The sequence below is a fragment of the Actinomyces oris genome (assembly GCF_001937445.1).
Lineage (GTDB): Bacteria > Actinomycetota > Actinomycetes > Actinomycetales > Actinomycetaceae > Actinomyces > Actinomyces acetigenes.
The window spans coordinates 81,711-104,839 of the sequence record NZ_MSKS01000006.1 but is presented as its reverse complement, the minus strand read 5'-3'; the positions used below and the strand labels follow the sequence as shown (position 1 = coordinate 104,839).

General features: G+C 68.2%; 13 protein-coding genes, 4 tRNA genes and 1 pseudogene. 4 read left to right on the top strand and 14 right to left on the bottom strand.

The window, feature by feature from the left end; genetic code table 11:
- Positions 1-11: 11 nt before the first annotated feature.
- The 5 genes from BKH20_RS01855 to rapZ form a co-directional block, all read right to left on the bottom strand.
- Positions 12-1,205, bottom strand: a complete 1,194-nt coding sequence (locus tag BKH20_RS01855) for a phosphoglycerate kinase (protein ID WP_070658942.1) — start codon at positions 1,203-1,205, stop codon at positions 12-14.
- A gap of 112 nt (positions 1,206-1,317) precedes the next feature.
- The gene (gene gap / locus BKH20_RS01850; protein ID WP_070658941.1) at positions 1,318-2,325 is read right to left on the bottom strand and encodes a type I glyceraldehyde-3-phosphate dehydrogenase; all 1,008 of its coding nucleotides are present in this window, start codon (positions 2,323-2,325) and stop codon (positions 1,318-1,320) included.
- Between the two features lie 248 nt (positions 2,326-2,573).
- Entirely contained in the window at positions 2,574-3,554 is a 981-nt protein-coding gene (whiA, locus tag BKH20_RS01845; protein WP_075389699.1) for a DNA-binding protein WhiA, read from the bottom strand.
- Positions 3,555-3,817: 263 nt separating this feature from the next.
- Positions 3,818-4,828 (bottom strand): gluconeogenesis factor YvcK family protein, encoded by a 1,011-nt coding sequence (locus BKH20_RS01840; protein WP_075372579.1) that lies wholly within the window; start codon positions 4,826-4,828, stop codon positions 3,818-3,820.
- 3 nt (positions 4,829-4,831) lie between these two features.
- Positions 4,832-5,806 (bottom strand): RNase adapter RapZ, encoded by a 975-nt coding sequence (rapZ, locus tag BKH20_RS01835; RefSeq protein ID WP_070658938.1) that lies wholly within the window; start codon positions 5,804-5,806, stop codon positions 4,832-4,834.
- 120 nt (positions 5,807-5,926) lie between these two features.
- On the opposite strand from rapZ, the gene purT reads away from it, so the two are divergent.
- On the top strand, positions 5,927-7,213 hold the full coding sequence (gene purT, locus BKH20_RS01830; protein ID WP_075389698.1) for a formate-dependent phosphoribosylglycinamide formyltransferase: 1,287 nt from the start codon (positions 5,927-5,929) through the stop codon (positions 7,211-7,213).
- Positions 7,214-7,243: 30 nt separating this feature from the next.
- On the opposite strand, the gene BKH20_RS01825 is transcribed toward purT, so the two are convergent.
- From BKH20_RS01825 to BKH20_RS01805, 5 genes are all read right to left on the bottom strand, one after another.
- Complete coding sequence (locus tag BKH20_RS01825) at positions 7,244-8,707, bottom strand: glycoside hydrolase family 1 protein (RefSeq protein ID WP_075389697.1); 1,464 nt, start codon at positions 8,705-8,707, stop codon at positions 7,244-7,246.
- Positions 8,708-8,874: 167 nt separating this feature from the next.
- A complete protein-coding gene (uvrC, locus tag BKH20_RS01820) occupies positions 8,875-11,022 on the bottom strand; it encodes an excinuclease ABC subunit UvrC (protein ID WP_075389696.1) in 2,148 nt (715 codons plus the stop codon).
- A gap of 125 nt (positions 11,023-11,147) precedes the next feature.
- A tRNA-Val gene (locus tag BKH20_RS01815) sits at positions 11,148-11,222 on the bottom strand.
- Between the two features lies 1 nt (position 11,223).
- Positions 11,224-11,294: transfer RNA gene (locus tag BKH20_RS01810), tRNA-Cys, on the bottom strand.
- 36 nt (positions 11,295-11,330) lie between these two features.
- A tRNA-Gly gene (locus BKH20_RS01805) sits at positions 11,331-11,403 on the bottom strand.
- A gap of 150 nt (positions 11,404-11,553) precedes the next feature.
- On the opposite strand from BKH20_RS01805, the gene BKH20_RS01800 reads away from it, so the two are divergent.
- Positions 11,554-11,626 (top strand) — tRNA-Val (locus tag BKH20_RS01800).
- A gap of 168 nt (positions 11,627-11,794) precedes the next feature.
- Here the strand turns inward: BKH20_RS01800 and BKH20_RS01795 are convergent.
- Positions 11,795-13,171: a UTP--glucose-1-phosphate uridylyltransferase gene (locus BKH20_RS01795; RefSeq protein WP_075389695.1), complete on the bottom strand. Its 1,377-nt coding sequence runs from the start codon at positions 13,169-13,171 to the stop codon at positions 11,795-11,797.
- Positions 13,172-13,379: 208 nt separating this feature from the next.
- Here BKH20_RS01795 and BKH20_RS01790 point away from each other — a divergent pair.
- Positions 13,380-16,005: pseudogene (locus BKH20_RS01790) on the top strand (DUF2339 domain-containing protein).
- 60 nt (positions 16,006-16,065) lie between these two features.
- Here the strand turns inward: BKH20_RS01790 and uvrA are convergent.
- Positions 16,066-18,912: an excinuclease ABC subunit UvrA gene (gene uvrA / locus BKH20_RS01785; RefSeq protein WP_075389694.1), complete on the bottom strand. Its 2,847-nt coding sequence runs from the start codon at positions 18,910-18,912 to the stop codon at positions 16,066-16,068.
- A gap of 139 nt (positions 18,913-19,051) precedes the next feature.
- Between uvrA and BKH20_RS01780 the strand changes: the two genes are divergently transcribed.
- Positions 19,052-19,336 carry a YciI family protein gene (locus BKH20_RS01780; RefSeq protein ID WP_075389693.1) on the top strand — a complete coding sequence of 95 codons (285 nt, stop codon included), beginning with the start codon at positions 19,052-19,054 and terminating at the stop codon, positions 19,334-19,336.
- A 75-nt stretch (positions 19,337-19,411) separates the two neighbouring features.
- On the opposite strand, the gene BKH20_RS01775 is transcribed toward BKH20_RS01780, so the two are convergent.
- Both BKH20_RS01775 and BKH20_RS01770 read right to left on the bottom strand, forming a co-directional pair.
- Positions 19,412-21,898: an HAD-IC family P-type ATPase gene (locus BKH20_RS01775; RefSeq protein ID WP_075389692.1), complete on the bottom strand. Its 2,487-nt coding sequence runs from the start codon at positions 21,896-21,898 to the stop codon at positions 19,412-19,414.
- Positions 21,899-21,954: 56 nt separating this feature from the next.
- Positions 21,955-22,959, bottom strand: a complete 1,005-nt coding sequence (locus BKH20_RS01770; RefSeq protein WP_075389691.1) for a TerC family protein — start codon at positions 22,957-22,959, stop codon at positions 21,955-21,957.
- Positions 22,960-23,129 lie beyond the last annotated feature (170 nt).

Genomic DNA, 23,129 nt, shown 5'->3' with positions numbered 1-23,129 from the left:
GTTGCCTTCCTTCAGTCGTTGAGCACTGCGATACCGGGCAGGGTCTTGCCCTCGAGGAGCTCGAGGGAGGCGCCGCCGCCGGTGGAGATGTGGGAGAACGTGGCCTCATCGAAGCCGAGCGTGCGCACGGCCGCGGCGGAGTCGCCACCGCCGATGACGGAGAAGGCGTCGGACTCGGAGATCGCCTTGGCCACGGCCTTGGTGCCCTCGGCGAAGGCAGGGAACTCGAAGACACCCATGGGGCCGTTCCACACCACGGTCTTGGAGGTGGCGATGGCGTCGGCGAAGAGCTGTCGCGTCTTAGGACCGATGTCCAGCCCCATCTGGTCGGCGGGCAGCTCGTCGGCAGGCACCACGGTGGCGGGGGCGTCCGCGGCGAAGGTCGGGGCCACGACGGTGTCGACGGGCAGCAGCAGCTCGACGCCGTTGGCCTTGGCGGTCTCCAGATAGCCCTTGACGGTGTCGATCTGGTCCTTCTCCAGCAGGGAGGTGCCCACCTCGTGGCCCTGAGCGGCCAGGAAGGTGTAGGCCATGCCGCCGCCGATGAGGAGACGGTCGGCCTTGCCCAGCAGGTTGGAGATGACGCCGAGCTTGTCAGAGACCTTGGAGCCGCCGAGCACCACGGTGTAGGGGCGCTCGGGGTTGTTGACGGCGCGCCCCAGGGACTCGATCTCCTTGACGACGAGCAGGCCGGCTGCGGCGGGCAGCAGCTTGGCCACGTCGTAGACGGAGGCCTGCTTGCGGTGCACGACGCCGAAGCCGTCGGAGACGAAGACGTCGGCCAGGGCGGCGAGCTCGGCGGCGAAGGCCTCGCGCTCGGCGTCGTCCTTGGAGGTCTCAGCGGCGTTGAAGCGCACGTTCTCCAGCAGGACGATCTCACCGTCACCGGCTGCGGCGACGGCGGCCTTGGCGGACTCGCCCACGGTGTCCTTGGCGAGGGTGACCTTGACGCCGGTGACCTCGGCGAGGCGCTTGGCGACAGGGGCCAGGGAGTAGTCGGGGTTGACCTGCCCCTTGGGGCGTCCCAGGTGGGCGGCGATGATCACCTTGGCACCGGCGTCGAGCAGGGTACGCAGGGTGGGCAGAGCAGCCTGGATACGACCGTCGTCAGTGATGTTCTTGTCGGCGTCCAGCGGCACGTTGAAGTCGGAGCGGACCAGGACTCGCTTGCCCTTGAGGTCGCCCAGGGACTCGATGGTCTTCATAAAGCCTCTCATCGGTTGTGGGTGATGGTGTGGGTGTGGGACGGACGGCGCCCGCGCACGCATAGCGTGGCGCGGGCGCCGTCTCCTAGAGAGTCATGCTCTCGGTCTGGTCTCAGGCGAGCTTGGAGCCGACCAGGGCGGTCAGGCGGACCAGGGCGTTGGAGTAGCCCCACTCGTTGTCGTACCAGGACAGGACCTTGACGAGGTTGCCGATGACCTTGGTCTCGGTGGCGTCGAAGATCGAGGTGTGCGGGTTGCCCACGATGTCGGTGGAGACGATCGGGTCCTCGGTGTACTCGAGAACGCCCTTGAGCTCACCCTCGGCGGCGGCCTTGACGGCGGCCTTGACGGCGTCGACGGAGACCTCCTTCTCGGCGACAAAGGTCAGGTCGGTCAGCGAGCCGGTCGGGGTGGGGACACGCACGGCCAGACCGTCGAACTTGCCCTTGAGCGCGGGCAGGACGAGGGCCACGGCCTGGGCGGCACCGGTCTTGGTGGGGATCATGTTCAGGGCGGCGGCGCGAGCACGGCGGAGGTCTTTGTGCGGGGCGTCGAGGACGCGCTGGTCACCCGTGTAGGAGTGGATGGTGGTCATGATGCCGCGCTCGATGCCGAAGTTCTCGTGGAGAACCTTGGCCAGGGGGGCGAGGCAGTTGGTGGTGCACGAGGCATTGGACACGATGTTCATCGTGGCGTTGTCGTAGTCGCCCTCGTTGACACCCATGACGAAGGTGCCGTCGACGTTCTTGGCGGGAGCGGAGATGACAACCTTCTTGGCACCACCGTCAATGTGGGCCTTGGCCTTCTCGCCGTCGGTGAAGAAGCCGGTGGACTCCACGACGACCTCGACGCCCAGGTCGCCCCAGGGCAGGTCGGCGGGGTTGCGCTGAGCGAGCACCTTGATGTGCTTGCCGTTGACGGTGATGCCATCCTCGTCGTAGGAGACCTCGCCGTCGAAACGACCGAGGATCGAGTCGTACTTGAGCAGGTGGGCCAGGGTCTTGTTGTCCGTCAGGTCGTTGACGGCGACAACCTCGATGTCGGCGCCCTGCTCGAGGGCGGCACGGAAGAAGTTGCGGCCGATCCGGCCGAAGCCGTTAATACCAACGCGGGTGGTCACTTTGTGTCCTCCTAGTGCGCCGGTTGGCGGCGCACGGTTGCTGGGCTCTTCTCACACATGGCGTGTGCTGCCGGAACTTCTTCAGCTCATATCCGAATCGGCTCCGGCACGGCCGAGTCTAGTCACACTGGGCGGGCGCTGGGAGTCGCCGACCACGCCACGGGCGAACACTGTGATGCACAAGCCAGTCCGAGGGGGACTAAAGACCATCGGGCACCCCGAGGCAAGGACCGAGGTCCTATCTCGGTTCAGGGTTCGAGCATCTCCTGGGTGAGAACAGACTCAGTGTCGGGGATGCCCAGCTCGTGGGCCTGCTTGTCCGCCATGGCCAGGAGGCGCCGGATACGCCCGGCCACGGCATCCTTGGTCAGCTGCGGGTCGGAGAGCTGCCCGAGCTCCTCCAAGGAGGCCTGCTTGTGGGCGACCCGCAGGCGGCCGGCCTGAAGCAGGTGGGCGGGGACGTCGTCCCCCAGGATCTCGAAGGCGCGCTCGACGCGGGCCCCCGAGGCGACGGCGGCGCGGGCCGAACGGCGCAGGTTGGCGTCGTCGAAGTTGGCTAGCCGGTTGGCGGTGCCCCGCGACTCGCGCCGGGATCGGCGCTCGGCCCAGACCTTGAAGGCCTCCGGCGCCCCCATCCGCTCCAGGAGGACACCGATGGCCTCACCGTCGCGAACGACGACGCGGTCGGCCCCACGCACCTCACGGGCCTTGGCGGAGATGTCGAAGCGCCGCGCGGCCCCGACCAGGGCAAGTGCGGCCTCAGAGCCGGGACAGGTGACCTCCAAGGAGGAGGACCGGCCGGGCTCGGTCAGGGATCCGCGGGCCAGGAAGGCTCCGCGCCATGCGGCGGCGGCAGCGTTGCGCCCTCCTTGAATGACGGCCACCGGCATGCCCCGTACCGGCCGGCCCCGGTCGTCGACCAGCCCGGACAGCCGGGCCAGGTCCTTGCCACGCTTGGCCACGCGCAGCACGTAGCGAGATCCTCGGTGCAGGGAACCACCCTGGACCACCATCACCTCGGGCTCCATCCCGTAGAGCTCCTTGAGGTGCTGGTGCAGCCGGCGCACGGCTCCCCCATGATCGAGCTCGGCCTCGACGACGATGCGCCCGGAGACGATATGGAGCCCTCCGGCGAAGCGCAGCATCGCGGAGACCTCGGCCCGTCGTTGGGCGGCGTTCTCGGTGGCGACGAGCGCAAGCTCATCCTTGACGGTGACCGTCAGTGACATGGGCGGGCTCCTCGTGGTCGGGGTTCGTGATTCGGGTCTAGGGGCATGGTGGAGGCCGCTGCCGTTGCCAGGGCGTCCTAGGTGCAGGCGAGGCGCTGCTCGAACGGAGCGGGCCAAGCGGCTGAGACGTCAAAGCGCTGTCAAACGGCGCCCGAGGCGTATCAATGCAGAATTTCTAGCCGCAGCACCCGGCAGCCGGCTGAAAGCGGCCGCGGAGAATTATGGACGATCACGGGCAGCAGGACTCGTCAATGAGTCCAGCATCACATGCCATCACGTTCGCTGAGATCGGTGACGTCTCCCAGTGCTCCCTCGAAGGCGTCCCGGAAGGCGGCTGCCAGGCGCAGCGGGTCGTGGTGGCACAGGGCCTCGCCGGTGCGCACCTGCCGCAGGACAACCGTGGCCCCCATGGTTGCGGCAACGGCTTCAAGGTCGGAGACGTCCTCAACGGTGGAGGGGTCGGCCAGCACCACGTCCAGGCGCAGGTCGGGCGCGTACTGGTTCAGGACCCGTAGATGATCGGCGATGGTCATCCCGTCGGTCTCGCCCTGCTGAGCGGAGAGGTTGAGGACCACGACCTTACGGGCCGAGGTGTTCACCAGCGCGCGACGCATGGACGGCAGGATGAGGTGCGGGAGCACTGAGGTGTACCAGGAGCCGGGCCCTAGGACCACCCACTCCGCCTCATCGATGGCGCGCAGCGCCTCGGGGTGGGCGTCGGCGTCCTCGGGAACCATCACCACGTTCTCCAGACGCCCGCGGGCCGAGGCCACTGCCACCTGCCCACTGACCCGGCGCCGGTTCCCCCCGGAGACGATGTCAGCCTCAATAACCAGGGGTGAGGAGGACATGGGCACGACGCGGCCGTGAATCGTCAGCAGGCGCCCCACCCAGTCGAGCCCGGCGACCTCGTCCCCCAGCAGCTGCCACAGCGCCAGGATGAGCAGGTTCCCCAGGGCGTGATTGTCGAGCTCTCCCTGCCCCTCGAAACGGTGCTGCAGCACGTCCCGCCAGGTGAGTCCCCACTCAGAGTCCTCGCACAGCGACGCCAACGCCATTCTCAGGTCTCCTGGCGGCAGGCAGTCGAACTCCCGGCGCAGGCGTCCCGAGGAACCTCCGTCGTCGGCAACAGTGACGACGGCGGTCAGCCGGTGGGTGACGTGGCGCAGCGCCCGCAGCGTGGCGGACAGTCCGTGCCCACCTCCCAGGGCGACGACGGCCGGTCCTTCCTCACCGCGACGGGGCCAGCCCGCCGCATCGATCGTTGTTCCCACTGCCTACTCCCGTCCCAGATCGCGGTGCTGGACAACGACCTCGAAACCCGCCCGCCTCAACCTGGCCCCGAGCCTCTCCGCCGAGGCCACGGAACGGTGCTTGCCACCGGTGCAGCCCACAGCCAGGGTGACGTGAGGCTTGAGCTCATCAACGTACTGCGGGAGCGCGGGGATGAGCAGGTCGGCGTACCCGTCGACGAAGGCCGCCGCCCCCTTCTGGGCGAAGACGTAGTCGGCCACCGGTGCGTCGCGTCCGGTGAGGTGGCGCAGCTCGGAGACCCAGTAGGGGTTGGGGATGAAGCGCACGTCCAGGACGTGGTCGGCGTCCAGGGGGATGCCGTACTTGAACCCGAAAGACATGACGTTGATGCGCAGGGCCAGGTCGGACTCGTGCGCCACGAGCTCGCGCACGCGCCGGGCGAGGTCGTGGACGGAGTAGTTGGAGGTGTCGATGACGCTGTCGGCCACGCCACGCAAGCCCCCCAGGAGAGTGCGCTCGTGCTCGATCCCGTCGAGGACGGAGCCACTGCCCTGCAACGGGTGGGGTCGGCGGGAGGACTCGAAGCGTCGGACCAGGACGGCGTCGGAGGCGTCCAGGAAGATGAGCCTCACGTCGGTGCCGTTGTCGCGGACCTTGCGCAGATAGTCCATGAAATGGGAGAAGAACTCGCGACTGCGCACGTCTACCACCGCGGCCAGCCGGTGTACCCCGGCGCCGACTGTCGTCATCATTCCCGACAGGGCCGGCAGCAGCTGGGGCGGCAGGTTGTCCACGACGTACCAGTCGAGGTCCTCCAGCGCGTTGGCCGCGCGCGAGCGCCCCGCCCCGGACATGCCCGTGACAATGATCATCTCGGGGCGTTCTGCCGGGGGAACCGGAGGAGTCGCCTCATCGAGGGCGGGGATCTCAATGGGAACCGTGTCCTGAAGCCGCTGGCGCTTGCCGGAGGAGGACTGAGGGCGGCGCTCGTCATGCATGTCCCAAGCATCGCATGTCCAGCTCGCTCCGCCCGTCGCCGACGTCGGTTTACCGGTAGCGTTTCATCGTTGCCAGTACTCACTGCCGCCGGTTCTCGGCGCCAGATACCAGGAGGCCCCATGAGCTCCTCCCCCATGTCCGACCGCGCCCATTCGCCCCAGTGCGCGCCCCAGGAGACTGCGACGCACCGACCCACAGCCCCGGTGCTGGGTACACCCTGGACCAGCAGCGCGACGAAGGTGGCGTTGCTGGGTGCCGGTGAGATCGGCAAGGAGGTGGCGATCGCTCTGACCCGCCTGGGGGTGGAGGTCACGGCGATCGACCGCTATGAGGGGGCTCCGGCCCAGCAGGTGGCGCACAACGCCCTGACGGTGGACATGAGCGACCCCGAGGCTCTGACGGCCGCCATCCGCGCCAGCGGCGCCGACGTCGTCGTCCCCGAGATCGAGGCGCTGGCCACCGATGCCCTGGCGGGCCTGGAGGAGGCCGGTGAGGTGCGGGTGGTGCCGACCGCCCGTGCGGTGCAGCTGACGATGAACCGCGAGGGCATCCGACGCCTGGCCGCCGAGGAGCTGGGGCTGGCAACCAGTCCCTACGCCTTCGCCTCCAGCCAGGAGGAGCTGGCAGCGGGCGCCCAGCAGGTGGGTTTCCCTTGCCTGGTCAAGCCGGTCATGTCCTCGTCGGGCCACGGCCAGTCGGTGGTGCGCGGGCCGCAGGACCTGGAGGCGGCCTGGCGCTACGCGGCGGCCGACGGGCGGGTCGACCGAGGCCGGGTCATCGCGGAGGGTTTCGTGCGTTTCGACACCGAGATCACCCTGCTCACGGTGCGCTGGCGCGACCCGGGTACCGGAGAGACGGTGACGAGCTTCTGCGAGCCGATCGGGCACCGGCAGGTCGACGGGGACTATGTGGAGTCCTGGCAGCCGCAGCACCTGAGCCCGGTGGCCCTGGAGCGGGCCCACCAGGTGGCCGAGTGCGTGACCGCGGCGCTGGGCGGCTGGGGCCTGTTCGGGGTGGAGCTGTTCATCTGCGGGCGCGACGTCCTCTTCTCCGAGGTCTCCCCGCGCCCCCATGACACCGGCCTGGTGACGCTGGCGAGCCAGCGCCTGAGCGAGTTCGAGCTGCACGCCCGCGCCCTGCTGGGCCTGCCCGTGGACACCACGCTGCACTCCCCCGGCGCCTCGGTGACCGTCAAGGCGACGGGGGAGTCCGCGCCGGGCGAGGGCGTGCGCTTCGCGGGACTTGACGAGGCGCTCGCGCAGGAGGGCGTGGACCTGCGGCTCTTCGGTAAGCCTGAGGCCCACCCGGGGCGGCGCCTGGGCGTCATCGTGGCCAGCGCCGACGACGTACAGGTCGCCCGAGACAGGGCGCGGTCCGCCGCCGGGTCGATCCGTCCCAGCGTCTGAGCCGGCCGCCCGAGCCCGGAATCGCAGTGGCTACGCCCGCGGCGGTTCCTGCGACGGGGGCACGAGGGAAGCGCCGTTGGAGGCGATGACGTCGCGGTACCAGTCGAAGGACTTCTTGCGGTAGCGGGCCAGGGTGCCGTTGCCGTCGTCGTCGCGGTCGACGTAGATGAACCCGTAGCGCTTGGACATCTGGGCGGTGGAGGCCGAGACCAGGTCGATGCAGCCCCAGGAGGTGTAGCCCAGGACCTGGACGCCGTCGGCGATGGCCTGGGCGATCTGGACCAGGTGGTCGTTCATGTAGGCGATGCGGTAGTCGTCCTCGACCGTGGGGCCGTTGGGGCCGTCAACGAGAACATCCTTGGCTCCCAGGCCGTTCTCGACGATGAACAGGGGCTTGCCCCAGCGGTCCCAGTAGTCGTTGAGGATGGTGCGCAGGCCCGCCGGGTCGATCTGCCATCCCCACTCGGAGGCCTCAAGGGTGGGATTGGTTACGCCGCCCATGAGGTTGCCCTGGCCTGCCTCGGCCGACCGGGTGACGGTCTCGCACACGGACATGTAGTAGGAGAAGGAGACGAAGTCGACGGTGTGCTCCCGCAGCAGCGCGCGGTCCTCCTCGGTGATCTCCAGCTCGATGCCCTTGTCTCTCAGGGTTCGCAGCAGGTAGCCGGGGTACTCGCCGCGCACGTGGAGGTCCCCGAAGGCGTAGTTGGCGCGCTCGGCCTGCTTGGCCGCCCACACGTCCCGGGGATCGGGGGTCAGCGGGTAGGTGGGCACGGCCAGGATCATGCAGCCGACCTGGATGTCGGGGTTGGTCTCGTGGGCGATCCTGGTGGCGGCCGCGGAGGCGACGAGCTCGTGGTGGATGGCTTGGTAGAGGTCCTGCTCGCTGAGCCTGTCCTTGGGGGTGGCGATGCCGCCGGACAGGAAGGGCTCGTGGAGCACGGAGTTGATCTCGTTGAAGGTGAGCCAGTACCTGACCCGCTTGCCGTAGCGCTCGAACAGGGTGCGGGAGTAGCGCTCGAAGAAGCCGATGAGGCGGCGGTCGGTCCAGCCGTCGTAGGTGCGCGCCAGGTGCAGCGGGGTCTCGTAGTGGCTGATGGTGACCAGTGGCTCGATGCCGTGCTTCTCGAGCTCGTCGAGGACCCGGTCGTAGAAGGCGAGTCCCTCCTCGTTGGGTTCGGTCTCGTCTCCGAGTGGGAAGATGCGGCTCCAGGCGATGGAGAAGCGGAAGACCTTGAATCCCATCTCCGCCAGCAGGGCGATGTCCTCGGCGTAGCGGTGGTAGAAGTCGATGGCTTCAAGCTTGAGGTTGTCCGGTGTGGGGGCCTGGGTGGGCGGGGTCATGATGCCCCGGGGCATGACGTCCTGGACGGACAGGCCCTTGCCGTCCTCGTTGTAGGCGCCCTCGATCTGGTTGGCGGCGGTGGCTCCGCCCCACAGGAAGCCTTCGGGGAAGCGCAGGTCGAGGTCGGGGTCAGGCAATGGTGCGGTCATAGCTCCTCATCCTCTGTATCTTCTGTCGGGTGGCAGGTTCAGAAGGTTCTGGGCCAGTGACCGCCCCTGCCATGATCGCACTGACGGCCGCGCCGACCTGCGCCTCGCGGCGGCGTACGGCCTCAGTCCTGCAGGTTGACATCAGTCCAGCACGTTGTGAAATCACACTACTGTTCAGCACCTGGACTGTTGAGGTGGGCCAAGATAGTACCTGCCAAAGCCGGTCCGATGCCCTTGACACGGGTGATGTCGTCCACATCGGCCTGCCGGATGCGTTTCACCGAGCCGAACTCCCGCAGGAGGGCCGCCTGACGAGCCGGTCCCAGGCCGGGGATCCCGTCCAGGACGGAGCGGGTCATGCCTGCCGAGCGCTTCTTGCGGTGGTGGGTGATGGCGAAGCGGTGGGACTCGTCGCGCAGGTGCTGGAGCAGGTAGAGGGCGGGTGAGGTGCGCGGCAGGATGACGGGGAACTCCTCCCCCGGCACCCACACCTCTTCCAGGCGTTTGGCCAGGCCGATGAGCGGCACGTCGATGCCGAGCTCGTCGAGCACGGTGCGCGCGGCATTGACCTGCGGCAGCCCGCCGTCGACGACGACCAGCCCGGGCGCGTAGGAGAAGCGCCGAGCCTTGCCGGTCTCCGGATCAATGGGCCCGGAGGCGACGGCAATGCCCTCGACGTCCTCGATCTCCTCAGCCGCTCGGGCGGCGGCCTCACCGCGCCCCTGCTCGGCGATGAGCCGCTTGAACCTCCGAGTGAGGACCTCGTGCATGGCGGCGGTGTCGTCGGCGGCGCCGCTGCCGTCCTGGCCGCGAACGGTGAAGCGCCGGTAGTCGGACTTGCGGGGGGCGCCGTCCTCGAAGACGACCATGGAGCCGACCTGGTAGGTGCCCTGGGTGTGGGAGATGTCGTAGCACTCGACGCGCAGGGGCGCCTCGGGCAGGTCGAGGGCCTCGGCGAGCTCGTCGAGGGCGAGGGTGCGCTGGGTGAGGTCTCCCGCCCGCCGGGTCTTGTGCAGCCGCAGGGCCTCTTCCGCGTTCTTGCGCACCGTATCCATGAGGGCGGCCTTGTCACCGCGCTGCGGGACGCGCAGGTCGACCTTCGCCCCGCGCAGGCCGACCAACCAGGCACGTACGGTGGCGGCGTTGCTGGGCATCTCGGGGACCAGGATCTCCTTGGGCACCGCCGTGGTGGCCGTGTGGGCGACGTCGTCGACGCTCGTGGCCGCTGACTCCCCGTTGCGCCGGGAGGCGTCACCGTTGGGACCGCTGCGGGGCAGGGGGCTGGACGGGGCGCGCTCCCCCACCCCGACGGAGGTGGTGGTACCCGAGGAGGTGGGGGCGCCGCTGTGGTGGACGGCGCCGGCGTCAGCCGGATCGATGAGGGAGGCGTAGACCTGCTCCAGGAGGCGTTCGATGAGCTCGGCGTCCCCGGCATCGTCGATGAGGTCGACGACCCAGCCGCGCTGCCCGCGCACGCGGCCGCCGCGGACGTGGAAGACCTGAACGGCGGCCTCGAGCTCGTCGCGGACCAGGGCGAAGACGTCGGCGTCGGTGGCGTCGGGCAGAACGACGGCGTTGCCCTCGATGACCTTGCGCAGTGCGGCGGCGTCGTCACGCAGGCGGGCGGCCTTCTCGAAGTCGAGGGCGGCGGCAGCGGCCTTCATCTCCGCCTCGACCTGACGCAGGTAGGGACCGGTGCGCCCGGCCATGAAGGCGCAGAAGTCCTCGGCCAGCGCCCGATGGTCCTGTGGGCTGATGCGGCCCACGCAGGGGGCGGAGCACTTATCGATGTAGCCCAGCAGGCAGGGACGCCCCGAGGCCTGGGCACGGCGGAAGACCCCGGCGGAGCAGGAGCGCACCGGGAACACCCGCAGCAGCTGGTCAACGGTCTCGCGGATGGACCAGGCCTGGACGAAGGGACCGAAGTAGCGGGTTCCCGGTTTGCGGGCCCCGCGGACCACCTGCACGCGGGGGTAGGTCTCCCCCATCGTCACCGCCAGGTAGGGGTAGGACTTGTCGTCCTTGTACATGACATTGAAACGGGGGTTGAACTCCTTGATCCAGGAGTACTCCAGGGCCAGGGACTCCACCTCGGTGGACACGACTGTCCACTCCACCGCGCATGCGGTGGTGACCATCTTCTGGGTGCGCGGGTGCAGGGCGGCAAGGTCCTGGAAGTAGCTGGACAGGCGCTGACGCAGGTTCTTGGCCTTGCCGACGTAGATGACGCGCCCCTGCCCGTCCAGGAAGCGGTAGACCCCCGGGGATGTGGGGATCTCGCCCGGGGCAGGACGGTACGTCGAGGGGTCGGCCATGCCCGCAAGGGTAGACGCCCATCATCCTCGTTCACGACACGCCGCCCTGCAGTCGGCCGCCAGGCCCCACAGGAATCCGAAATAGTGGAAGGTCCGAGCCAGTATGGACCGGACCTTCATCATGGTGGTGGGCGATACTGGGATCGAACCAGTGACCTCTTCCGTGTCAGGGAAGCGCGCTCCCGCTGCGCCAATCGCCCGAGGTGGGTACCGGATTCGAACCGGTGTAAACGGCTTTGCAGGCCGGTGCCTAACCTCTCGGCCAACCCACCATGAGATGCTGGGGCTGGGCGCTCCCGGCTCCTCGGAGCGGATGACGGGACTCGAACCCGCGACCCTCACCTTGGCAAGGTGATGCTCTACCAACTGAGCCACATCCGCATGACTCCTCACGGTCCGACCGAACCGCTCGGTGCTGGAAAACCATAGCATCACGATCGCAGTGACAGGCAAACAGCATCGCGGTGATTCACCTCACCGGGCAGCCGTTTGCTCCGGGGGCACCGGCCTGGCTATGGTTAGCGCCGCACCGGGCGATTGGCTCAGGGGTTAGAGCGCCTCGTTCACACCGAGGAGGTCACTGGTTCGATTCCAGTATCGCCCACCGGACAGCACTTTACTTTCCCTACGCTTGCCCTCTCTTTGGAGGGCAGGCGTTTTTCATTCCTGCTCAGCGCGGTGGCGCCGGACCTCATGACTGAGAGTCCGGCGCCACCGTGTAACGGCCAGTAACGGCCAGTAACGACCGGCAAGGTCGCGACCAACGGCTTACTCAGATCCGGGTGCCGTCGGCGATCCTTCCGGGCGAGCCCTCCGCCTCCACGTGCGCCTCACCGGTGGCGACGACGTCGGCGCCAAAGGTCCAGTCGCCATCCACGGTCAGCGACTGCGCCTCCTTGATGGAGGGGACGCCGTCGGGGAACCGCGCCTCGAAGTCCTGGATCTTCTTGTAGAAGCGTGGGTCGAGACTCACGGTGCAGGCCTGCTCCGGGACCATCTGCAGCAGACCGTCGTCGTCGACCTTGTAGACGTCCGAGCGCACCAGCAGCAGATCGTTGGTGGTCTTCACCGGCAGGAAGCGGGAGCGGGGCACCTCGATGGCAGTCGCCCCCTCGAAGGCCTCCACAGCGGCCCCCATGGCCGTCTCGAGCTGGATGACTGGCGTCGAGGAGGAGTCGGCGGGGTCCACCGTCTTGCTGTTCCTGATGAGCGGAAGCCCGAGGATCCCTCCCCGCTCGACCAGGGTGTCGCGCAGCACCTTGAGATCGAACCAGAGGTTGTTCGTATGGAAGAAGGGGTGGCGGAACTGGTCGGTGAAGAAGTGCATCTGGTCGTCGGGGGTCTGTGCCGTGTCACGCAGGATGATGCGCCCGTCGCTCTTGCGCACGGCCAAGTGCCCGCCCTTGACGTCGGCCGGAGTGCGGCGGCACATCTCTGGGGCATAGGGCGCACCGGAGGCCGCGAACCAGCCGGCGATCCTGGCCGACGGGGCCGCACCGAGGTTGTCGGAGTTAGCGGTCATGGCGTACCGGTAGCCCTTGTCCAGGAGGGCGTCCAGCAGCCCGGAGGCGAGCAGGGCGGTGTAGATGTCGCCGTGGCCCGGAGGACACCACTCGAGCTCGGGGTCGGCCTCCCACTCCACGGGAGTCAGATCGTCAGCGCGCAGCTTGGGCTCGCGGTTCTGCAGGAAGTCCAGGGGCAGGCCGTCGACCTGGATCTCGGGGTGCCCGGCCAGCACCTCGAGGGAGTCCTCGCGAGTGCGGAAGGAGTTCATGAGGATCAGCGGCAGGCTCACGCCGTAACGTCGACGCGCCGCCAGGACCTGATCGACCAGCAGGTCCAGGAAGGTCTTGCCGTCACGCACCGGCAGAAGGGACTTGGCGCGATCCAGGCCCATCGAGGTGCCCAGGCCCCCATTGAGCCGGATGAAGACCGTCTTGCTCAGCGCCTCGCGGGCTTCCTCCTCGCTGACCTCGACGTCAGCCAGGGAGTCGATCTGGGTGAGGGGCTCGATGGTCTCCTCGGGGATGAGTCCTGTGGCTCCGGCCTCCAGGGCCTGGTAGTAGTGGGTGAAGACCGTGATGGCCTGCTCTGCGACGCCGGCGTCGCGCATCTTGTGCTGGGCTGAAGTGAGTCCGTTCTCGCTCATGACGCGCAGCCTATCTCAGCCTGACCGTTCTTGTGTCACTTTGTTCGGTTCTGTTCGTTCTTGAAGGATCGGACCTCTCCCGGTTCTCGAGTTATCCACAGGGCACTTGTACCCCCTTCACGACATCGACGACTCCCCTTTACTCTCAGATGATCCGGTTGAGTGACACGTGCTCACCGCCGAGCACCGAGTGACGAGGAGAACCGTCATGTCCATACCGCCCACTGTCGGGCCGAATGTCGCCCTGGTCCTGCAGCGACTGGACCTCATCGAGAGGAAGATCGACTGGCTCGCGGAGCGCGTCACCTGGCTGACCTACTCCTCCGCCGCCCCGACGCAGGAGAGCAGCGACTCCCCCGCCACGGCGAGGAGCGACAGCCCCTCCCATCCGGAGACGACTCCGCCTGCGATTCCCCCGCAGACGAGGGCCGCCTCGGAGCACTCCTGGCAGCGTCTCAACGAGTCCCCCGTTCAGGCCCCGGTCAACGGCCCTCTCCCGGAGGACAGAACCGCCCACCCCACAACGCCCCTGTCCACTGACGCTCCCCGAGCTACTCAGACTGAGGTACCGCAGGACCAACGCTTCCAGCCTCCCGCCCCCGTGGAGCCCGCGCGATCCTTCGCGCCCCAGGCGAGCCCGGCTCCGATGCAGCCTGCCCCCGTGGCGGGCAACGCCCCTCATACGCAAGGGACGAACCAGGTGGGACCGACCGGGATCGGCCAGGCAGGCGGCGCTGAGGCCGAGGCAGTCCCGGGCTGGGTCCAGCGAGCGATGCGGGAGGGCAACCTCGGGCGCTATCTGCTCTCCGGCGCCGCAGCGGTGCTCGTGCTGTCTGCCGGGGTCAGTCTGCTGGCTCTCGTCTGGGGCTCCATTCCCAACCCTGTCAAGATCCTGGGGCTGGCACTCATCGCGGTCACGATGACGGCCTCCGGAGCTCGACTGGGGCTCCGTCATCCCCATCACCGTGTCGCCGCAGCGACGATCACGGGAACTGGCGGGGGGCTGGGTTTTGTCGCCGTCGTGGGAGCCGTCCTTCTCGGCGGGATGCTCCGCCCGGAGCCCGCGCTGATCCTCATGGCCTGCTGGGGCATCGTGCTTCTGGCCGTGTCGCATATGACACGGGTGCTGTTCACCGCGGTCGTCTCTACTATCGGCGCTCTGGTGACCATCGGGTTCGCAGTCAGTCACGTGGCGCGCCAGCCACAGGCCGCGCTCGTCACGTGGCTGATGGTCAGTATCTATGTCACGGTGCTGGCGCTGACCTGCACCGTCCTGTCGCGCAACACCGGACGGATGAGGTCGGCCGCCTGGTATCCGGTGACATCGATGGTGGCGACGGCGACAGCCCTCATCGCCGCACCGATCCAGCCGATGCTGCGCGTCTCCACCGTCGGCGGCACCAGCATCAGTCTCATCCTGTGCGTGCTGCTGGTGTCTCAGACGATGCACGCGAGCACACGGCTGTGGAGCATTGGTGTCAAGACCTCAGGCTGGGACTGGGGCCTGACTGCGGCGGTGCTCATGGTGGGGTTCATCAACCTGTTGATGGGGCAGATGACTCTGCACCTGGCGCACACCGTCGTCGTCATCACCTATCTCCTCGAGCTTCTCCTGCTGGCCGCGGCGGCGCTCGCGACTCTCCCGGGCTACTGCCCCGATCACTGGCGCCGCGCCATGGCGATCGGGCACGAGGCCGCGTTCTTCCCCCTCGCACTGGCCGGCATGGTGGTCATTGACGCCCCCCCGGGTCCATCTCTTCGTCGTCGTCGCTGCGATGCTGTGCCTTCTCCCGGCCATCATGAACGCAAGAGTGGAGCCGGCCCCGATCCTGGCCCTTCTCGGGACGGCGCCGATTCTCGTGCCTGCGGGCACTGCTTACTCCCGCAGCGACTCGTGGTCGCTGATCATCTCCGTGGTGATCTCTGCGCTTATGGTGTGCGTGGCCGAGGGGCTCGGTGACCGAGTCGCACGCAGCTCTGCGGTCCCGGCTCCGTATGCCGCACCTTCACGCACTCAGCCACGGGTGCTGGCCCTGCGGGCGGCTCTGGCGGCAGTGGCTTTCAATCTCACCGTCCTCGTTCCGTTCCTGGGATCCGGCCTCGTGGAGGACTCCCAGGGCACCTGGGCGGCCCTGCGCATGGTCCCGGGCCTGGTGACGATCGCACTCATCGCGCTGGGTGCGGTCTCTGGTGGCGCCACACCCCTGCGAGTGCTCAGTGGGCAGTGCCGAGGAGCCCGTTACCAGGTAGGCCCCCACGGCGCGGCCCTGCCCGACCCATCAGGGAGGCAGACGGGAGCGCCGGCACCGTCCTGGATCGTCTCGGGGATGGTGGCCATGCTGGCGCTGGCGACGCTGTCGTGGGCTGATGCCGCGTCCTCGTCTGTCTGGATGCTGCTACTGGTCGCCGTCGCCCTGGGACTGGGCGCGAGCGCCACGTGGCTCCTGCTTCCCTGGCGGCGGAGAGCGGAGGTGTGTCTGAGCCTTGCGATCGGCAACTCGCTGCTCATGTGGTTCGCAGTCATGGTGGCCACCGAGGTGGGACCGGGCTCGGTCCTCATATCGGTGCTGGTCCTGCTGACGGGCGGAGCCTGCATCGTCTTGGGCTTCGGCGCGCGTTTGACGATCCTGCGCCACTACGGACTGACCCTGGTGCTTCTGTCCGTGCTCAAGCTCGCCGTTATGGACGTGGCCTCGCAGAACTCGATCATTCGAGTCATCTCGCTGGCGGCCGCAGGTGTCGTCTGCTTCGTCCTCTCACTGCTCTACAACCGCTTCGCGCAGGAGCAGCGTCGCGAGCACGACCAGGTCCCCATGGGCCCCGGGAGCATCTGAGCGCGGCGAGGATCCGCCGTCGAACCGTCCAGCTGAGCCGGACCGGAGCGGGCACGGGCGTCAGCCGCGGGCGGCCTCAAGCACCGGGGCCAGGAACTGGCCGGTGTAGGACGCCTCGGTGGCGGCGACCTTCTCCGGGGTCCCAGCCACGACGACGGTTCCCCCGCCCTTGCCGCCCTCGGGGCCCATGTCGATGACCCAGTCGGCGTTGGCGATGACGTCGAGGTTGTGCTCGATGACGACCACGGAGTTGCCCTTGTCCACCAGCCCCTGAAGCACCCCGAGCAGCTTGCGGATGTCCTCGAAGTGCAGCCCGGTGGTCGGTTCATCCAGGACGTAGATGGTCCGGCCGGTGGAGCGGCGCTGCAGCTCGGTGGCGAGCTTGACGCGCTGGGCCTCACCGCCGGAGAGAGTGGTGGCCGACTGTCCCAGGCGCACGTACCCCAGTCCCACCTCGACCAGGGTGTTGAGGTGGCGGGAGATGACCGAGGAGGCGGAGAAGAAGTCGGCCGCCTGGTGGATGGTCATGTCCAGGACGTCGGCGACCGTCTTGTCCTTGTAGCGGATCTCCAGGGTCTCCCGGTTGTAGCGGGCGCCGTGGCAGACCTCGCAGGGGACGTAGACGTCGGGCAGGAAGTTCATCTCGATCTTGAGGGTGCCGTCACCCTTGCAGGACTCGCAGCGTCCGCCCTTGACGTTGAAGGAGAAGCGCCCGGGTCCGTAGCCGCGCACCTTCGAGTCGGGCACGGCCGCGAAAATCTTGCGGATGTGGTCCCACACGCCGGTGTAGGTGGCGGGGTTGGACCGGGGCGTGCGCCCGATCGGTGACTGGTCAACGTGGACCACCTTGTCCAGGTGCTCCACTCCCCGCACCGTCTTGTGCCTGCCGGGTACGCCGCGGGCCCGGTTGAGCCTGTTGGCGAGCACCTGGTAGAGGATGGAGTTGACCAGGGAGGACTTCCCCGAGCCGGATACACCCGTGACGGCGGTGAGCACGCCGAGCGGGAAGGAGACGGTGACGTCCTTGAGGTTGTTCTCGCGGGCGCCGACGACGGTGACCTCACGGTTCTTGTCCCGCTTGCGTCGAGTGGCGGGGATCTTGATCTGACGCCGCCTGGCCAGGTAGTCGCCGGTGATGGAGCCCTCGGCTCCGGCCAGGCCCGCGACGTCACCGGAGTAGACGACCTCACCGCCCAGCTCGCCGGCTCCCGGCCCGATGTCAACGATCCAGTCGGCCGAGCGGATGGTGTCCTCGTCGTGCTCGACGACGATGAGCGTGTTACCCAGGTCCCGCAGTCGCTGGAGGGTCTCGATGAGTCGGGTGTTGTCGCGCTGGTGCAGACCGATACTGGGCTCGTCCAGGACGTAGAGGACGCCCACCAGGCCTGAGCCGATCTGGGTGGCCAGGCGGATGCGCTGAGCCTCACCCCCGGAGAGCGTGGCCGCGCCGCGGGCCAGGCTGAGGTAGTCCAGACCCACGTCCACGAGGAAGCCGAGGCGCGCGTTGATCTCCGTCAGGACGCTTCCGGCGATCTGGGCGGCCTGGCCGGTGAGGTTGAGGTCGGCCAGGAAGTCGCGGGCCTCGTTGATCGGAAGCTCGCACAGCTGAGCGATGGACAGCTCGCCCACACGCACGGCCAGCACCTCGGGCTTGAGCCGGGCTCCGTCGCAGACGGGACAGGGGATCTCACGCATGTAGGCCTGGTAACGCTCCCGGGACCAGTCGGACTCGGTCTCGTCATGCTTGCGCATGACGTAGTCGAGGACGCCCTCGAAGCCGGTGGAGTAGATGCGTTCGCGCCCCCAACGGTTGCGGTAGGTGACCTTGACCTCGTAGTCCTTGCCGCGCAGGATCGCCTCCCGCGCACGCGCCGGAAGGGCGCGCCAGGGGGTGTCGACGTCGAAGGAGAGCTCTTTGCCCAGGGCCTCGAGCTGGCGGGTGAAGTACTTCTGGTGGCTCGACCAGGGGGCGACGGCACCCTCGGCCAGGGTGAGCTCCTCGTCGGGGACGACGAGCTCGGGGTCGACTTCGAGCCGGGTGCCGATCCCGGTGCAAGCGGGGCAGGCGCCGTAGGGGGCGTTGAAGGAGAAGGTGCGCGGCTCCATCTCGTCCAGGGCCAGGGGGTGCTCGTTGGGGCAGGCGCGCTTCTCGGAGTAGCGTCGCTCCCGGTCAGGGTCGTCCTCGGGCAGGTCGACCTGCTCGATGATGACCAGGCCCTCCGCCAGGCCGAGCGCTGTCTCCACCGAGTCGGTGAGGCGCTGGCGGATACCCTCGCGGACGACGAGCCGGTCGACGATGACCTCGATGTCGTGCTTGAGGCGCTTGTTGAGGGTCGGGGGGTTGTCGAGGCGCTCGGCGGCGCCGTCGACGCGCACCCGGTTGAAGCCGCGTCCGCGCAGCTCGCCGAAGAGCTCGGAGTACTCGCCCTTGCGTCCGCGCACCACGGGGGCGAGAACCTGGAAGCGTGTGCCTTCGGGCAGGGAGCGGACCTGGTCGACGATCTGCTGCGGGGTTTGGGAGGAGATGACGGCGTCGCAGACCGGGCAGTGCTGGATACCGGCGCGCGAGTAGAGCAGACGCAGGTAGTCGTAGATCTCCGTCACGGTGCCCACTGTTGAGCGGGGGTTGCGCGAGGTGGACTTCTGGTCGATGGAGACAGCCGGGCTCAGGCCCTCGATGAGTTCGACGTCGGGCTTGTCCATCTGGCCGAGGAACTGGCGGGCGTAGGAGGACAGGGACTCCACGTAGCGGCGCTGCCCCTCGGCGAAGATCGTGTCGAAGGCGAGGGAGGACTTGCCCGAGCCCGACAGTCCGGTGAAGACGATCATCGTGTCGCGCGGCAGGTCCAGGTCGACGCCCTTGAGATTGTGCTCGCGGGCCCCACGGATGATGAGAGAGTCGTTCACGGGATTCGAGTCTAAGGGGTGACTGCGCGTCCCGCGCATCGCACATGTGTTCGACGTGTCTCATGGTCGGGACGGCGGAAGAATGCCTGCGCTCCTGGGTTCTCTCCACGGCTGGCGCTGCCGCCCTTATGCTGAGGTCATGAGCAAGATCTACGCCGTCGAGTACCGCTACGTCACTGACAAGGACGAGGAGATGGCCACTGTTCGGCCCTCGCACCGCGCCTTCAACGGCCGGCTGGCCGATGAGGGCCGGCTGCTGGCCGCAGGCCCCTACGTGGGCACCCATGACGCCCTCATCGTCGTGCGGGCCGACGACGAGGCCGGCGCGCTGGCCCTGCTCGAGGAGGACCCCTTCCAGCAGGCAGGCTTCATCTCAGAGCGTATCGCGCGCGAGTGGAACCCGGTCATCGGGGTCCTGGCCTGAGCCGGCCTGACCCGGACTGAGGCACCGGTCTTCACGCTCAGCGGCGATGTGCCTTCACGCCTCAGGGTGCGGTCCCTAACGGTCACGCACGATCCGGCGTCGCACCAGGTGGACCAGCTCGATGCCGCCAACGGCCAGGCCCGCCATGAGCGCGATCACCCACCACACGCCGGGGGTGGGCCAGGCCAGAAGGAAGAAGGCGCGCACCGGCGGGGCGACGACGCCGAGGACCGCGATCGCCCCCATGAGGACCACCAGCCCCAGCCGCCAGCTCGTCAACGGTCTGGCGGTGAGTGTAAGCAGCCACAGACCGCAGGTGATGAGCACCAGGGTCGTCGCCGTGGTCACCTGGGCGCGCGGGGCGTGGGTGAGTGTCAGCCAGAGGTACGTGGTCAGGGTCACGGTGCCCGCCATGAGTCCCGCCGGTACGCACAGGCTGAGCACTCGTCTGAGGAACCCCTCCCGGTAGCGCTGGTCACTGGGGGCCAGGGCCAGGACGAAGGCGGGGATTCCGATCGTCAGAGAGGAGACGACCGTGAACTGACGGGGTAGGAACGGGTAGGCGACCGCCAGGGCTGACACGACGACGGCGATGAGCGAGGCGTAGATGGTCTTGGCCAGGAACAGGGAGGCGATGCGCTCGGTGTTGGCCATGACGCGGCGCCCCTGGGCCACGACCCCGGGCAGGGCCGAGAACTCTCCTTTGAGCAGCACCAGGCGCGCAACCGCCTTCGTGGCCGGTGCCCCATTGCCCATGGCGATGCCGAGGTCGGCGTCCTTGAGCGCCAGGGCGTCGTTGACGCCGTCCCCGGTCATCGCGACGACGTGCCCTCGGGACTTCAGTGCCCGCACCAGTGCCCGTTTCTGCTCGGGAGTGACCCGTCCCAGGACGCTGGCGCCCTCAACGGCGTCGGCCAGGCGGTCCAGGTCCTCCTCCGTCTCCTGCCCGCTGCCCGCTCCGGCAGGCAGGGTACGTGCGTCCAGGGCGACGAGCTCGCCGCCGTCAGGAGCGGTGACTCCGGCCTGACGAGCAACCGCGGCCACGGTCTCAGGGCTGTCACCGGAGATGACCTTGGCGTCGACGCCCTGCTGGCGGAAGTAGGCGAGGGTCTCGGCGGCGTCGGGGCGTATCTCCTCGGTGAGAACGACGATCCCTGCGGCCTCAAGGTCGTCGGGAAGCCGAGGCTCCTCCTCCCCCGGAATCAGCCTCCAGGGTGAGCATGAGCGGGCCAGGGCCACGACGCGCGCTCCCTGCGCGGCGATCTGACGAGCACGATCCAGTACTGACTCGCTGTGTCCTGCCAGGAGGATCTCGGGGGCGCCGAGCACCCAGGTGGTGCCGGAGCGGTCGCGAGCTGCGGACCACTTGCGGCGCGAGGAGAAGGGCACTGACTCGACGTCTGTCGAGAAGGCCGCCTCGCCGGGTTCCGGGACTTCCCTGAGGCCGTGCTCGCCGAGGCGCTCGGGATCGCTGAGCCCCTCCCTGATGGCGTCGGCGGTGGCGTTGGGCTCCCCCACCGTACTGAGTAGGGCGAGCGCCGAGAGCACCTCACAGGACGCCCGACCGCCGTCGGCGCCCTGGATCTCCCCGAGGCGGATGCGGCCGGTGGTGATGGTGCCGGTCTTGTCCAGGCACAGGGTGTCGACCCGGGCCAGGACCTCGACGGCAGGCAGCTCCTGAACCAGGACGTTGCGCCTGGCCAGGGACAGGGAGGCGGTGGCGAAGTTGACGGAGGTCAGAAGGACCAGGCCCTGGGGCACCATGCTGACCACGCCCGCGATACCGGCGACGACTGCGTTCCGCCAGGCGCCGCTGCTCCAGGCCTCGGCGATGCTTCCGCTCAACCGCAGCTGGGACCACACCAGCACGAGGGCCACGGGCACGATGACCCAGCTGATCCAGTGCAGCACCCGGTTGGTCCCAGCCTGCAGCTCGCTGACGACGAGCGAGTACCTGCGGGCCTCCCGGGCCAGCCGGTGGGCGTAGGCGTCCCCGCCGACCGCGGTGGTGCGGAACAGCCCGGTCCCGGCCATCACCGTGGTCCCGGACATGACCTGCGCTCCGCTCACGGGGCGCACGGGCCGGGACTCACCGGTGAGGATCGACTCATCGATCTCCAGTCCGTCACTGGCCAGGACCTCCCCATCAGCAGGCACCTGCTGTCCGGCCCGGAGCCGTACGACGTCGTCGAGGACGACCTCGCCGACCGCCACCTCGGTCTCAGTCCCGTCCCTGACGACAACGGCGCGGGGCGTCTCCAGCACAGACAAACGGTCCAGGGCGCGCTTGGCGCGGATCTCCGTCAGGGTCCCGGTGGCGGTGTTGAGCAGCAGAACGAAACCGAACAGAGCGTCCGCCCAGTGCCCCAGTGCCAGGACGAGGACCAGCGCGACGCCGAGGATGCCGTTGAAGATCGTGAAGACATTGGCTCGCAGGATCTGGACGGCACTGCGGGAGGTCCGCTCGCGGTACTCGTTGGTCCGTCCGGAACTGACACGCTCGGCGACCTGGGCGGCGCTGAGCCCGATCACCGGGGACTCGGGGGGACTCGTCGTACTCACGAGTCACACAGTAGTGAATCAGTCGGAGGGTGCTCCTCCTCCTGGGGGCCGAGACCTCAGGATGCGGCCTCGGCACGCCGAGCATCTGCTCGCGACTTGAGAATCGAGGCGATGACCGTGACCAGGATGGTGGAGATGATGACGCCCAGGGACACGCCGATCGACGCCTCAGGGATGGCGTACCACTCCTGGCCACCGTTGACGAAGGGCACCTCGTTGGTGTGCAGGGCGTGAACGATGAGCTTGAAGCCGATGAAGCCGAGGATGACCGCCAGGCCGTAGTGGAGGTAGACGAGGCGGTCGAGCAGCCCGTCGATGAGGAAGTAGAGCTGGCGCAGGCCCAGCAGGGAGAAGGCGTTGGCGGAGAAGACCAGGAAGGGCTCGCCGGTCAGGGAGTAGATCGCGGGGATGGAGTCGACGGCGAACATGACGTCGGCGGTACCGATGGCGATGATGCACAGCATCATGGGGGTGATCATGGTGCGCCCGGCGTGGCGGTGAATGACCTTGCCGCCCACGAAGCCGTCGGTCATGGGGATGACGCGGGCGACGAGCTTGACAAAGCCGCTGGGCCGGTACTCCTCATCGTCGTCGTCGGGTTCCTCGACTCCCTCCCGGGCCTGGGAGAAGGCGGTCCACAGGAGCCAGGCCCCGAAGAAGTAGAACACCCAGGAGAAGTTATTGATGAGCGCAGCGCCTGCGAGGATGAAGATGAGCCTGAGGACGAGGGCGATGACGATGCCTGCGAGCAGCACCTCCTGCTGGTACTTCCGGGGCACCTTGAAGGAGGACATCATGATGACGAAGACGAAGAGGTTGTCGATGCTCAGCGCCTTCTCGGTGATGTAGCCGGCCAGGTACTCCTGGGCGAAACCCCCGCCCCACACGAACCAGACGATGCCGGAGAATGCCAGCGCCATGGCGATATAGGCCACCGACCAGACGGCGGCCTCCTTCATGGTGGGCTCGTGAGGGGTGCGCACGTGACCGACGATGTCGATCACGATGAGGGCCAGGATGATGGCCGCCAGGCCGATCCACCCCAGGATGTGGACGTCCACGTGTTCTCCTCCGGTACGGAACTGGTACCGGAGGTCTCCTCCCGCCACGTGCACAGGCCCTCAAGGCGCGTACCGCTCTGGCCGCGACGCCGGGAACGCAGGACCGTACGTGGTGCCCGCACCGCCGTGATGACGACGTCGCCGTTGGTTGGGAGTACTCCCCTCCGTGT

Coding starts and splice junctions, on each gene's coding strand:
- BKH20_RS01855 (WP_070658942.1), bottom strand. CDS start 1,205: ATGAAGACCATCGAGTCCCTGGGCGACCTCAAGGGCAAGCGAGTCCTG.
- purT (WP_075389698.1), top strand. CDS start 5,927: ATGAGCTCCTCCCCCATGTCCGACCGCGCCCATTCGCCCCAGTGCGCG.
- rapZ (WP_070658938.1), bottom strand. CDS start 5,806: ATGCATGACGAGCGCCGCCCTCAGTCCTCCTCCGGCAAGCGCCAGCGG.
- BKH20_RS01825 (WP_075389697.1), bottom strand. CDS start 8,707: ATGACCGCACCATTGCCTGACCCCGACCTCGACCTGCGCTTCCCCGAA.
- uvrC (WP_075389696.1), bottom strand. CDS start 11,022: ATGGCCGACCCCTCGACGTACCGTCCTGCCCCGGGCGAGATCCCCACA.
- whiA (WP_075389699.1), bottom strand. CDS start 3,554: ATGTCACTGACGGTCACCGTCAAGGATGAGCTTGCGCTCGTCGCCACC.
- BKH20_RS01780 (WP_075389693.1), top strand. CDS start 19,052: ATGAGCAAGATCTACGCCGTCGAGTACCGCTACGTCACTGACAAGGAC.
- BKH20_RS01795 (WP_075389695.1), bottom strand. CDS start 13,171: ATGAGCGAGAACGGACTCACTTCAGCCCAGCACAAGATGCGCGACGCC.